The organism is Adlercreutzia muris (assembly GCF_041223505.1).
In the GTDB taxonomy this organism is placed as follows: domain Bacteria; phylum Actinomycetota; class Coriobacteriia; order Coriobacteriales; family Eggerthellaceae; genus Adlercreutzia; species Adlercreutzia muris.
In genome coordinates this window covers 483,228-496,223 of sequence record NZ_JBCLQK010000001.1, presented here as the reverse complement: position 1 = coordinate 496,223, position 12,996 = coordinate 483,228, and the positions used below count along the sequence as shown (strand labels likewise).

The 12,996-nt window shown below is 64.9% G+C and carries 8 protein-coding genes; 7 read left to right on the top strand and 1 reads right to left on the bottom strand.

Features of this window, described 5'->3' with window-relative positions; genetic code table 11:
* The first annotated feature begins 412 nt into the window (after nucleotides 1-412).
* From AAK988_RS01960 to aspS, 3 genes are all read left to right on the top strand, one after another.
* Entirely contained in the window at nucleotides 413-1,015 is a 603-nt protein-coding gene (locus tag AAK988_RS01960) for a HEAT repeat domain-containing protein (protein WP_369873055.1), read from the top strand.
* An 81-nt stretch (nucleotides 1,016-1,096) separates the two neighbouring features.
* Complete coding sequence (gene acnA, locus AAK988_RS01955; RefSeq protein ID WP_369873056.1) at nucleotides 1,097-3,754, top strand: aconitate hydratase AcnA; 2,658 nt, start codon at nucleotides 1,097-1,099, stop codon at nucleotides 3,752-3,754.
* A 619-nt stretch (nucleotides 3,755-4,373) separates the two neighbouring features.
* The gene (aspS, locus tag AAK988_RS01950; RefSeq protein ID WP_369873057.1) at nucleotides 4,374-6,155 is read left to right on the top strand and encodes an aspartate--tRNA ligase; all 1,782 of its coding nucleotides are present in this window, start codon (nucleotides 4,374-4,376) and stop codon (nucleotides 6,153-6,155) included.
* Nucleotides 6,156-6,433: 278 nt separating this feature from the next.
* Here the strand turns inward: aspS and AAK988_RS01945 are convergent, their stop codons facing one another.
* Nucleotides 6,434-7,105 carry a type II toxin-antitoxin system RelB/DinJ family antitoxin gene (locus tag AAK988_RS01945; RefSeq protein ID WP_016310463.1) on the bottom strand — a complete coding sequence of 224 codons (672 nt, stop codon included), beginning with the start codon at nucleotides 7,103-7,105 and terminating at the stop codon, nucleotides 6,434-6,436.
* 408 nt (nucleotides 7,106-7,513) lie between these two features.
* Between AAK988_RS01945 and AAK988_RS01940 the strand changes: the two genes are divergently transcribed.
* The 4 genes from AAK988_RS01940 to hyfB are packed head-to-tail and all read left to right on the top strand — an operon-like array spanning nucleotide 7,514 to nucleotide 12,987.
* Nucleotides 7,514-8,062: a 4Fe-4S dicluster domain-containing protein gene (locus tag AAK988_RS01940; protein ID WP_016310464.1), complete on the top strand. Its 549-nt coding sequence runs from the start codon at nucleotides 7,514-7,516 to the stop codon at nucleotides 8,060-8,062.
* Between the two features lie 17 nt (nucleotides 8,063-8,079).
* Complete coding sequence (gene fdhF, locus AAK988_RS01935; protein ID WP_136434751.1) at nucleotides 8,080-10,266, top strand: formate dehydrogenase subunit alpha; 2,187 nt, start codon at nucleotides 8,080-8,082, stop codon at nucleotides 10,264-10,266.
* A gap of 39 nt (nucleotides 10,267-10,305) precedes the next feature.
* A complete protein-coding gene (locus tag AAK988_RS01930) occupies nucleotides 10,306-10,899 on the top strand; it encodes a 4Fe-4S dicluster domain-containing protein (protein WP_135971654.1) in 594 nt (197 codons plus the stop codon).
* Entirely contained in the window at nucleotides 10,900-12,987 is a 2,088-nt protein-coding gene (hyfB, locus tag AAK988_RS01925; RefSeq protein WP_369873058.1) for a hydrogenase 4 subunit B, read from the top strand.
* The last annotated feature ends 9 nt before the right edge of the window (nucleotides 12,988-12,996 follow it).

The window sequence follows — 12,996 nt, the reverse complement described above, 5'->3', positions numbered from 1 at the left end:
TCGCCGAAAGTACTGCGGCGCGAGGCCGCGGGAGGACAGGTCGTTCCGCTCGCAGGGGGCGCTTTCCCATCGCCCCCGGGCCCGGCCCCGTTCGCCGGCGCTGACGCCCCGGCGAACGGGGCCGATGCCGTCTTCGGCACCCCGCGGGGTGCCTTTTGCTTTCTGGGCCTCGTCTCCGCGCGGCCCGCTCCTCAGAGGGGCGGCATCGACGGGGTCTCCGGCCATGGGGAGATGCCGTCATCATAGACGCCCGCCCGGGCGTCTTTTGTTTTTTAGGGCTGTCTTTCTCGTCGCCATCGGCCGTGAAATGGGGTCGGCCTCTCTCGACTGCAAGAGGCGCGCGCGTATAATACCCACAGAGCCTTGTCTCATTGCGAACGAGGCTGTTGGTATCGAGAGAGGTGGTGTTCCCGTGAGTTCAGAGAGCCCTGAAGATAAGAAGCGCATTGAAGATGCGGCGAAACAGCCGGCGGTTCTAGAGGCGTTGGTTGACGCGCTTTCCGACGGAAGTCGTCGCGGCCGTCAGCAGGCGGCGCGCATTATCGCCGGCGTGGCGCGGGAGGATCCCGAGTTGCTCGTTGGCCATGGGGCTGCATTGGTGGATGTCCTTGAGCGTCCAGAGGCGCAAACGCGTTGGGAGTGCCTTGAGGCTCTCACGCGGATCATTCCCCTTGACGCTCGCGCTTGCGAGAAGGCTATTCCCGGTGCGGAGACGGCGCTCTTCGATGAGGGCAGCGGCCCGTTGCGCTTGGCCGCCATGCGCTTTCTGTGCGCCCTCGGCGCGACGACCGAGAAGCGCTCGGAGAAAGTATGGTCCCTCATTGATGAGGGCATTCAGTGCTGGCACGGCGATCTGGAATTCCAGGACATGTTGCTGGCTGTCATCGATTTCTCTCAGGGAAAGTTGGCGCCCGAGGTGAAGAAGGCTCTGGGCGATCGCATGCGCTTCGATGCGACCAACGGTCGCGGCATGTTGAAGAAGCGGGCGAGCCAGATCGTCGAGAACGTATCGTAGGAATCGCGCCCGCATGGAGAGCGGGCGCGATTCTCTCTTTCCCAACGTATGACCGAGCATAGATTGCAGGAGGAGTGCACTATGGGCTTTGCATCTACTTTGAAGGTGGGCGATGTCGCCTACACCTATTATCCCGTGTCGACCATCGAAGGTGCGGATCGGCTGCCGTTCTCGCTGACGGTGCTGTTGGAGAATGTGCTGCGCTGTGGCCGCACGCCCGACGAGGCCGCGGCCATGGCAGCCCGGGTGACCGAGGCCGGCCTTGCGGGCCATACGGGCGAGGAAGTGGAGTTCTCGCCGGCGCGCGTGCTGTTCCAGGACTTTACGGGCGTGCCGGTGTTCGTTGACTTCGCCGTGATGCGCGAGGCCTGCGCTGAGCTGGGGGGCGATCCGAAGAAGATCAACCCTCAGGTGCCGTGCGATCTGGTCATCGACCACTCGGTCATCGCCGATGAGGCCGGCTGCCCCGGATGCATGGACGAGAACATGAAGTTGGAGTTCGCGCGAAACAGCGAGCGCTACGACTTCTTGAAGTGGGCCCAGGAGTCCTTCGAGAACGTGCGCATCGTGCCGCCGGGGCAGGGTATCTGCCACCAGCTGAACATCGAGAAGTTCGCAAGTGTGGTCATGGAGTCGCCTTCGGGACTTACGGGCGCCGACGGCACGCCGGTAGTGTACTTCGATACCCTGGTGGGCACCGACTCTCATACGCCTACGGCCAATGGCATCGGTGTGCTCGGCTGGGGCGTGGGCGGTATCGAGGCCGAGGCCGCGGCCCTCGGCCAGCCCATTACGACCCTGGTGCCCCGCGTGATCGGCGTGAAGCTGACCGGCGAGCTGGCGGCGGGCGTGTCGGCCATGGACGTGTCGCTGACGTTCGCGAGCATGCTGCGCGAGCGCGGCGTGGTGGGCTGCTTCGTGGAGTGCTTCGGCCCCGGCGTGAGCGTACTTTCTGCCACCCAGCGCGCCTGCATCTCGAACATGACCCCGGAGTACGGCAGCACCTGCACCCTGTTCCCCGTGGACGAGAAAACGCTCGACTACCTGCGCCTGACCGGCCGCAGTGAGGATCAGGTGGCCCTTGTGGAGGCTTACGCCAAGGCCCAGGGCTACTGGAACGATCCGAATGCCGGACCGCGTGTGTACAGCGATGTGATCGAGTTGGATCTGGGCAGCGTGCAGCCCTCCATTGCCGGACCGTCACGACCCCACGACCGCATTGCCCTGGCCCAGGCTGGCGAGCGCTTCCGCGCCATCTGCGCCGAGCGCGGCCTGGACGATGTGACGGCGCACGTGGAAATTGGCGGCGTCGACCACGAACTGACCCACGGGGCCATTGCCATCGCTGCAGTGACGAGCTGCACGACGGCTACCGACCAGGCTATGATGATCGCCACGGGGCTCATGGCCCGCAATGCCGCCGAGCACGGGCTTGCGCCCGCACCCTGGGTGAAGACCATTTTGGCTCCGGGCAGCCGCGCCACCGAGCTGCTGCTGGAGCGCGCGGGGCTGACCGAGCCCCTGCGTCAGCTGGGCTTTTTCACTTGCGGCTTTGGTTGTATGAGCTGCATCGGCAACTCCGGCCCGCTCATGGAACAGATGCACGCCATCGCCGACGATATCGAGTTGGCAAGCGTGCTGTCGGGCAACCGCAACTTCGAGGGCCGCATCTCGCCGGATGTGTCGCAGAACTATCTCATGCAGCCGGCCAACGTGATTGCCTACGCCATTGCCGGCACCATGGATATTGATCTGGAGAAGGATGCTCTTGGCGTGGATAGCGCCGGGAATCCGGTGTACTTCGCCGATATCGTGCCCGACGAGGCCGAAGTGGCCGCGCTGGTGAGCCAGTACGTGACCGCCGACTTGTACGAGCAGGGTGCTGCCGGCATGTTCGAGGGCGATGCCGCCTGGCAGGCCTTGGGCGCCGAGCCGAGCGACACCTTCGCCTGGGACGAGGCATCTACCTACGTGCGCCGGCCCCCGTACTTCGACGGCATGGGCCGAGCAGTGGAGGGCCAGGCCCCCATCGAGGGTGCCCGGGTGCTCGGGAACTTCGGCGACTTCATCACCACCGATCACATCTCCCCGGCTGGCGCCATTGCGCCCGATATGCCGGCGGCGGAATACCTCGAGGCCCATGGTGTGGCACCGGCCGACTTCAACACCTACGGCAGCCGTCGCGGCAACCACGAGGTGATGATGCGCGGCACGTTCGCCAATGTGAAGCTGACGAACAAGTTGGCCGACGGCCGCAAGGGCGGCTGGACCTGCGACTTCACCACGGGTGAGATCGCACCTTTGTACTATGCGGCCGAGCATTACCGCGCGGCAGGCGCCCCGGCAGCGGTGCTGGCGGGCAAGATGTACGGCTCGGGCTCGTCCCGCGACTGGGCGGCCAAGGGCCCCATGCTGCTGGGCGTGCGCGTGGCCATCGCCGAGAGCTTCGAGCGCATCCATCGGTCGAATCTCATCGGCATGGGCATCCTGCCGCTGCAGTTCACCGAGGGCCAGAATGCCGATGAGCTGGGGCTCGACGGTTCCGAGACCATCACCGTGGCCCCCATCGACTTCTCGGCGGGTCTGCCGGCCCCGGCGGTGGTGCAGGTGACGGCCGAGCGCGCCGACGGCAGCGCGGTGACCTTCGACGCCACGGTGCGCATCGACACCCCCACCGAGGGCCGCTACTACGAGAACGGCGGCATCCTCCAGTACGTCCTGCGGGAACTGATCGACTAGCCATGTGGCAGCAGACAGAGGGCGCTTCCCCCTCTGTCTTGATGCGTTGAACCTCGACAGTGGGATCGGGGACGAAAGCTTTCGATCCCATTTGTTTGGGATGAGGCGGCGAAAAGGTGCGTGGGGAAGGGTGCACGCGGGCGCGGGGAGGCGACGAAGTGGTGCTCGCGGGTATGGGAAAGCGACGAAGGGTGCGTTGCGGCGCGGTCTGTTTGCCCCGAAATGTCGATCCGCCCGCGCGGATCGACATTTCGGGGCGTATTTTTCTCTCAAAAGGCTCAAGAAGCGCTTTTTCTGGCGCGAAATACCGATCTGCTCGAGCACACCGACACTTTGCGCCAGAAAATGCGATAAGGGCTTTGGAGGCTGCCCTGCCATCATATGTTGGGATGGACGCCCTGCGAGCTATTGACTATGAGCTATGGACTATGAGCTATGGACTATGAGCTGTGAGTCCCTATGGGAGGGTCGTTCCATTCGCGCTACCCGTTCCTCGTAACTCTCCCGTCGCGGGCGCGCTGCCCCTGCGGAGAACGTGCGGAATAGCTGGCGTAGGCGGGGGATTTGCGATACGATTACGGGCACGTGATTTTTTGACCCTAGGAGAACCGACGTAACTATGGAAGACTTCCGCAACGAATATTGCATGCACACCGTCACCTGCGGGCAGCTGCGTGCGACCGACGTGAACCAAGAGGTGACGCTGGCCGGTTGGGCGTGGCACACGCGCGACCACGGTGGGCTCATCTTCATCGACCTGCGCGACCGCGAGGGCTACACGCAGGTGGTCGTCGATCCGGATTGCGTGAGCGCGGAGGACTTCCATGCAGCCGAGCACTTGGGGCGCGAGTACGTGCTGAAGGTGACCGGCCGCGTGCGCGAGCGGGCACCGGAGGCTGTGAACCCGAACATGATTACCGGCGAGATCGAAGTGCTGGCCAGCGCCGTGGAGGTGCTGAACACTTCGGTGACACCGCCGTTTTCCATCGAAGACGGCATCGAGACCGACGAGATCACCCGCATGAAGTGGCGCTACCTGGACATTCGCCGTCCGGAGATGCTCGCCAACCTGAAGCTGCGCCACACGGTGACCCAGGCCATGCGCCGAGCCCTCGACGAGCGCGGATTCCTGGAGATTGAGACGCCGATCCTGGCGAACTCCACCCCCGAGGGCGCTCGCGACTACATTGTGCCGAGCCGTCCGAACCCGGGCAAGTTCTACGCCCTGCCCCAGAGCCCCCAGCAGTTCAAGCAGATGCTCATGTGCGCCGGCGTAGAGCGCTACTACCAGATTGCCCGCTGCTTCCGCGACGAGGACCTGCGTGCCGACCGCCAGCCGGAGTTCACCCAGGTGGACATCGAGATGTCGTTCGTGGAGGGCGACGATGTGTGCGACATGATGGAAGCGGTCATGGCCGAGACGCTTGCCGCCGTCGGCGTGACCGATGTGGCCTTCCCCCTGCAGAAGATGCAGTACGCCGACGCCATGCGCGACTACGGCTGCGATCGCCCCGATGTGCGCTTCGGCATGCTCCTGCACGACATTACCGACATCGTGAAGGACACCGGTTTCAAGGTGTTCTCGTCGGTGGCCGCCTCGGGCGGCGTGGTGAAGGCCATCAACGCCAAGGGCGCGGGTGACTGGAGCCGCGGCGAGGTGGAGAAGATGGCCTCCATCGCCGAGGCCAACGGCGCCAAGGGCATGGCCTGGGTGGCGTTCACCACCGACGGCCAGGAGAAGAGCCCCATCAAGAAGTTCTTCACCGACGAAGAGTGGGCGGCCCTGAAGGCCGAGATGGAAGTGGAGCCCGGCGACCTTCTGCTGTTCGCGGCCGACGCGCCCGAGATCGCCAACGCCGTGCTCTCCGCCCTGCGCCTGCATATGGCCGATGCGCTGAACGTGCCCCGCGAGGGTCACGCGCTTCTGTGGGTGGTGAACTTCCCCATGTTCCGCTACGACGAGGACGAGAAGAAGTACGCCGCTGAGCACCACCCCTTCACCCATGTGCTGAAGGAGGATCTGGACAAGATCGAGAGCGACCCGCTCGCCTGCGGCAGCTATTCCTACGACCTGGTGATGGACGGCTTCGAGGTGGGCGGTGGCACCATCCGCATCCACAACGCTGAGGAGCAGCGTCGCATCCTGCGCGTCGTGGGGCTTTCCGACGAGGAGATCGACGAGAAGTTCGGCCACCTCATCCGTGCACTCGAGCTGGGCGCCCCGCCCCATGGCGGCATCGCGCTGGGTCTGGACCGTCTGGTGATGCTCTTGGCCCGCAAGGACTCCATCCGCGACGTCATCGCCTTCCCGAAGACCTCCTCGGCGAGCGACCCCATGACCGGCGCGCCCTCTGCGGTGACGGGCCGCCAGTTGAAGGATGTGAACCTGCGCATTCTGTAGCATGCCGTGAGATACGCGACGAGCTGTGCGAGGGGCTGTGCCTGAGGGCGCAGCCCCTTTGACGTGGCGGGGCGCGCATCTGTCGGGCCGAGAGACCTTTGCGAGTAACCCCCCACCCCTCGGGCAGCGGGAAGGAGGGGCCGCTCGCCGTTGGGCCTCCGGCAACGGGAGGGGTCGCTCGCCGTTGAGGGCCTCGGGCAGCGGGCGGGGAAAGACCGCTCGCCGTTGAGGGCCTCAGGCGGCGGGAGGAGGGAAAGACCGCTCGCCGTTGGGTCCTCTTACATGATGGTGCGGGAAAGCGGCTTGCTAAAGGTTTCGACGGGGTACCCGGTGAGAACGTTGCGGGCGGCCAGAAGATGCTCGGCGAAGGAGAGCTTGCCCGCCCCGTAGAGCCGGGCCGCCAGGCGCACGGCGGCTCCGTCCTCCATGGACACGTCGTCGGCCAGAAGCGCCATGACCGTGCCGATGAGCGAGCGCGGCACGTGGTAGTCGTTCTCGAGCGCCGCCACGCAGGCGACGATGGTCTCCGGGTAGGCCCGTGCCGCGCCGCCGGCGATAATGCGGCGCGCCTTGGCGGCGCGGCGCGGATCGTTGTCGAGCAAATAGTGCAGCAGGACGGTTTTGTCCACGATGACGATATCGCGGGAACGTCCCCGAGGCGTGCTTTTCGGCCGCTCGGCGTCGGATGCGCCCTGCTCCTTCAGCCATGCGGCGCGCTCGTCGCTCGACTGGGTCGGATTGCCGTAATGACGCAGCTTGCCGAAGGCGCTCGTGGCTCCCTCGCTCTTGCTGAGATGCGGCGTGAAGGGGAGCCGCCTTCCGTTGACGCTCTCGGCTATGAAGAGCCGCACGGCCTCGGAGAGCGAGAGGCCCAGAGCCTCGAAGAGCTGTTCGGCCTCTGCCTTCATGGCGTCCTCGACGCGTACCTGCAGGGTGGCGTGCTTGCCCATAGAGCACCTCCGAAAAATTTTTTTGCCTCGCGAAGCAGATCGAAGGCGGATGAAAATGCGCCTTATTGCGAGCGCTTCCGCGACATCTTCCCAGCAAAACGAGGGAAGATGTAGTGCAATTGTAACACACTCGGAAGGCCCCTGGATTCCTGCGCCGGAAGGCGGGAGCGTCAGAAGCGGCGAAATAGGGGGTTGCCAATAGCCGTTGAGCGCGTTATAACGTCCCCAACAGGTCAAAGGTGACTTTCCCGATGCGCAAACCCTGCGCGCTTCCCATAGATTCCAATCCGTTTCAGCAAGGCGTCCCACCGATGCCTTGGTCTCGTGCACCCCGGTTCTCGAGAAGGGGACAGGCAGGAGCGAAGCGGGGGAATACATGCTTCGAGCTATGAGAAAGAGGAGGAGTTCATGGGCTCTAAATTCGTCATTGCCGACCCGGGCCTGTGCATCGGCTGCCAGACGTGCATGGCCGGCTGTCTGCTGAAGCACAGTGCGCCGGGGGACGTTGCGAAGCCCCGTCTGAACCTGATTACCACCCTGACCATCTCCGCGCCCATCGTGTGCCACCACTGCGCCGATGCGCCGTGCGTGGCCTCGTGCCCGGAAGGGGCGCTGTACTTCGACGAGGGTCGCGTGGCGGTGAAGCAGGAGCGCTGCATCGGCTGCCGCAGCTGCGTGCTGGCCTGTCCTTACGGCGCCGTGGACGTGGTCTCCCAAGAGGGCGCGGCGAAGCTGGGCGGCCTGACGGTGGAGTCGGCGCCCAAGGCTTTCCTGGTGAAGTGCGATTTGTGCTATGACCGCGAGGGCGGCCCGGCGTGCGTGGAGGCCTGTCCCACCGGCGGCCTTATGGTCGTCGACGAGGAGGAGCTTGCTGCTCGTCAGCGGGCCCGGCGCATGAAGGCCGCTGTAGCCTCGGGTGCGTTTGCCAGCGTGCCGCTGAATATGGATCTCAACTAGAACGGGGGAGTGAAACTATGGAAAAGCACATGGCCGTATGTCCCTACTGCGGCGCCGGATGCAAGCTCAACCTGCTGGTCGATGACGGAATGGTCATCGGCGCCGAGGGCATCGACGGTGTGACCAACGAGGGCGAGCTGTGCCTGAAGGGCCTGTCGGGCTTCGATTTCATCAACGATACGAAGATCCTGACGCCGCGCATCCTGCACCCGATGATCCGCCGCGAGAAGGGCGGCGAGCTGGAGCGCGTCACCTGGGACGAGGCACTTGACTTCACGGCGCAGCGGCTGACCGAGATCAAGGAGAAGTACGGCCCGGATGCCATCATGCTGACCGGCTCCTCCCGCGGCCCGGGCAACGAGGCCAACTTCGTCATGCAGAAGTTTACCCGCGCCTGCATCGGCACGAACAACATCGACAACTGCGCGCGCACCTGCCACGGCCCCAGCGTGATCGGGCTTATGGACACCGTGGGATCCGGTGCCATGTCGGTGTCCATTCCCAACCTGGAGAACGCCGACCTCATCATGCTGTTCGGCTACAATCCCTCGGCCTCCCATCCCATTGTGGCTCGCCGCATCGTGAAGGCCAAGGAGAAGGGCGCCAAGATCATCGTAGTGGATCCGCGCTCCATCGAGACCGCCCGCATCGCCGATCTGTACATCCAGATCAAGAACGGCTGCAACCTCGCCTTCATGAACGCGTTCGCCAACGTCATCGTGTCTGAGAATATGCACGACAAGGCCTTCATCGATGCCCACACCAACGGCTTCGACGCGTGGTGGGAGACCATTAAGAACTACACGCCGGAATCGGTGGCCGAGGTGTGCGGCTGCGATCCCGACGACATCCGCAAGGCGGCGCGCATGTACGCCACGGCCCCCAACTCCGTCATCGGCTGGGGCATGGGCGTGACCCAGCAGCGCCAGGGCGTGAAGGTGGTGCACACCATCGCCGCCATCGCCTGCGTCGCCAACCAGATCGGTCGCGACAACGCCGGTCTGGCGCCGGTGCGCGGTCAGAACAACGTGCAGGGCTCCTGCGACATGGGCATGTGGCCGAGTCTTCTGCCGGGTTACCAGAAGGTGGAGAACCCCGAGATGCGCGCTAAGTTCGAGAAGGCCTGGGGCCTGCCGGCCGGCGCGCTTCCCGCCGAGCCCGGCTTCAAGCTGACCGACCTGCCCCACGGGGTGAAGGAGGGCAAGATCCGCGCCTTCTACAACTTCGGCGAGGATCCGCTGCAGACCGAGCCCGATTCCGCCGATATGAAGGAGACCCTGGAGAACCTGGATCTGCTCATCTCCCAGGACATCTTCATGACCCAGACGACGGCTTTGGCCGATGTGGTGTTTCCCGGCACGTCCTGGGGCGAGCACGACGGCGTGTTCTCCGCCTCGGATCGCACGTTCCAGCGCTTCACGGCCGCAGTGCCGCCCAAGGGCGAGTGCAAGCACGACTGGCAGATCTTCCAGGAGCTTTCGACGCGCATGGGCTACCCGATGCACTACGAGGATACCGAGGAGATTTGGAACGAGGTGCGCGAGCTGTGCCCCAACTTCTACGGCGCCACCTACGAGAAGATGGCCGGCACCGGTCATGCCCAGTGGCCCGTGCCCACGCTGGAGTGCCCCGGCACCCCGACGCTGTACAAGAACGGCCAGTTCAACACGGCCGATAAGAAGGCCATCCTCATGGCGCACGACTTCGTGGAGCCCACTGAGCTTCCCGATGACGCCTATCCGCTCGTGCTGTGCACCGTGCGCGAGGTGGGCCACTACTCCTGCCGCTCGATGACGGGCAACTGCAAGGTGCTCTCGATGCTGGCCGACGAGCCGGGCTATGTGCACATCAACCCTGCCGACGCCGAGGCGCGCAATATCCGCGACGAGGACCTGGTGTGGGTCAGCTCGCGCCGTGGTAAGGTGATTACCCGCGCGTGTTTGGACGAGCGCATCAACAAGGGCGCGGTGTACATGACCTACCAGTGGTGGATCGGCAAGTGCAACGATCTGACCATGCACGTGACCGATCCTCTGTCCGGCACGCCCGAGGACAAGTACTCCGCCTGCGAGGTGCACTCCATCGACGACCAGGTGTGGGCCGAGCGCCACATGCAGGCGCTCTACAGCGCCCTGAAGGATCGCCTGGCCGCCGAGGCTGCGCCCCAGAACGTGGCGCCGGCCGCCGAGGCGTCTGCGGAGTAGCCCGCGGCCGTCCGCTCTTTTTCACCCGAAAGGACTCTGATGAACACCTTCATCGCCATAGAGCCGGATAGGTGCATAGGATGCGGCACATGTCTCGCCGCCTGCAGTCATGGTCACCGTGTGGCCGGGCTGCAGGCGGAGCCCCGCCTCGCCCTGACATTCGCCCCGCAGGTGACCGCGGCGGTCACCTGCCATCAGTGCGAGGGGGCTCCCTGCTTGGCCGTGTGTCCCGTCGATGCCATCGCGCGCACCGACGAGGCCGTCGTTGTGAACGAGCAGGCGTGCATCGGCTGCAAGCTGTGCGCGATCGTGTGCCCCTTCGGCGCCATCCATCCGGCAGGCACGTCCACGGCAGGCGTTGCCGGCATTGCCTTTGAGACGCCGAGCCAGCCCCGGGGCACCTCCCCGCTGCTGGCTTGGAGCATCGGCGTCTACACCTGTGCCGTGAAGTGCGACTTGTGCTCCACGTACGACCCCGAAGGGGGTCCCCATTGCGTGAGGGCCTGTCCGACCAACGCGCTCTTTGTGCGAGATGCCACAACGCTCGGTGACGCTCGCAAGGACAAAATGAAAGCAGCCGCTACGGCCAATCAGATCATGATGGGCCGCTCGACCAACCTGAAGGAGGCCTAAATGCTGGAACTTATCTTTGTGTCCCTTGGGCTCTCCTGCGTCGCCGGCGCGCTGTCCCTGGTGGCGGGGAAGACCCCTGCCGCCTCTAAGACCATCGCCTGCGTGGGCGGCATGGCCTCGGCGGCCTGCGCCTTCATCGGCGGCGCCGGGGCCCTGCTGGGGCCGGCGGTGCACGCCAGCTGGGCGGGGCCCATGGCGTTTGCGAGCTTCACGCTGCTGCTGAATCCCCTGGCGGGACTGCTCATCGCGGTCATCTCGGCCCTGGCCTTCGTGGCATGGCTCTACGGTCTGTCCTATTTCGACGAGTATTACGAGAAGGGCATGGGGATCATCGGCTTTTTCATGAACCTGTTCATTGCTTCCATGAACCTGGTCATTCTGGCCGACAACGCATTTTGGTTCCTTGTGTTCTTCGAATTGATGTCGCTTACCTCCTACGTGCTGGTTGTCATCGACCAGACGGAGAAGTCGCTGCGCGGGGGCTTTCTGTACTTGATCATGGCCCATATCGGCTTTCTCATGATCGCCATCTCGTTCTTCGTGATGGCGTCGGCCGCCGGGTCCCTCGAGTTCGAGGCCTTCCGCACGAGCGCCTTTGCCCCCGGTGTGGCCACGGTGGCCTTCGTGCTGGCTTTCTTCGGCTTTGGCGCCAAGGCGGGCATGGTGCCCTTCCATTCGTGGCTGCCCCAAGCCCATCCGGCGGCGCCTTCCAATGTGAGCGCGCTCATGTCTGGCGGCATGATCAAGATCGGCATCTTCGGCATATGCAAGGTGTGCTTCGATTTGCTGGGCGCGACCGGGGGCGAGATCGGTTGGGGCGTGCTCGTCATTATCATCGGCGCGGTATCGAGCGTGCTGGGAGTGGTGTACGCCCTGGGCGAGCACGATTTGAAGAGCCTGCTGGCCTATCACTCCGTGGAGAACATCGGCATTATCCTGCTCGGTGTGGGCACGGGCATCTACGGCTGGGCCGCGCATCTTCCGTGGCTTGCGGCCATCGGGCTTCTGGCCGGGCTCTACCACCTGGTGAACCACGCCATGTTCAAGGGGCTTTTGTTCCTGGGGGCCGGCAGCGTGCTGCATGCGACGGGCACGCGCAACATGGAGGTCCTCGGCGGTCTGGCGCGCCTGATGCCCGTGACCGCCCTGTGCTTTCTTGTGGGATCGCTGGCCATCTCGGCCATCCCCCCGCTCAATGGGTTCGTGTCCGAGTGGTTCACGTACCAAGGGCTCATCGGCGCGGCCATGGACGGCGACATCTTCATGCGCATCCTGTTCGCCTTTGCCGTGGTGGCTCTGGCCATTACCGGTGCTCTGGCCGTCACCTGCTTCGTGAAGGCCTTCGGCGTCACGTTCTTGGCCCGGCCGCGCTCTGAGGCGGCCGAGCAGGCCCGCGAGGTGCCCGCTCCCATGAAGGGGGCCATGGTGCTGCTCACCGTTGCCTGCGTCTTCCTCGGCCTGGGAGCGGCTCTGGTGACGCCGGTGGTGGACTCCATTGCCGCCGCCATGCTGTCGGTGCCCCCGGTGCCGGCCGTGGAGGGTGCGACGCTCGTGTCGCTGGATACGGCATCGGTGGTCTCGCCGCTGGTGCTGGCGGTGCTCATGGCTCTTGTCATCGCCGCGTGCGCCCTGGTGCGCAACAGTGCGAACCGCGCCGCCGGCATGAAGGACGATCCGCAGACCTGGGCCTGCGGCTACCAGGCGGACCTGACCATGGAGACGCTGGCCTCCACGGTGGGCGCCAACGTGAAGAACTTCATGGGGCCGCTGTTCGCCATCCGCTTCACCGTGAACCGTGCCGGTGCCGCCGTGGCTCGTCTGTTCAGTCGTGCCCTGGGGCTCGAAAAGACGGCTCCGTCCGCCTCCAAGGCCCCCGAGCCGGTGCTGTCCCGCTTCGACCGCGATCGCACGGTGGGCATCGCCGCGGCCCCGCACCGCGCCCCGGCGCTCTCGCACTCGGTGCTGTCCATCGTCAGCGATCTCGGCGCCTGGTTCAGCCGCATGGAGAGCGGCGATTTCCGCACCTATATCGTGTACATCGTCGGCGCCCTGGTGTTCTTCCTGGCGCTCATCATTCTGGTCCGATAGGAGGATGCC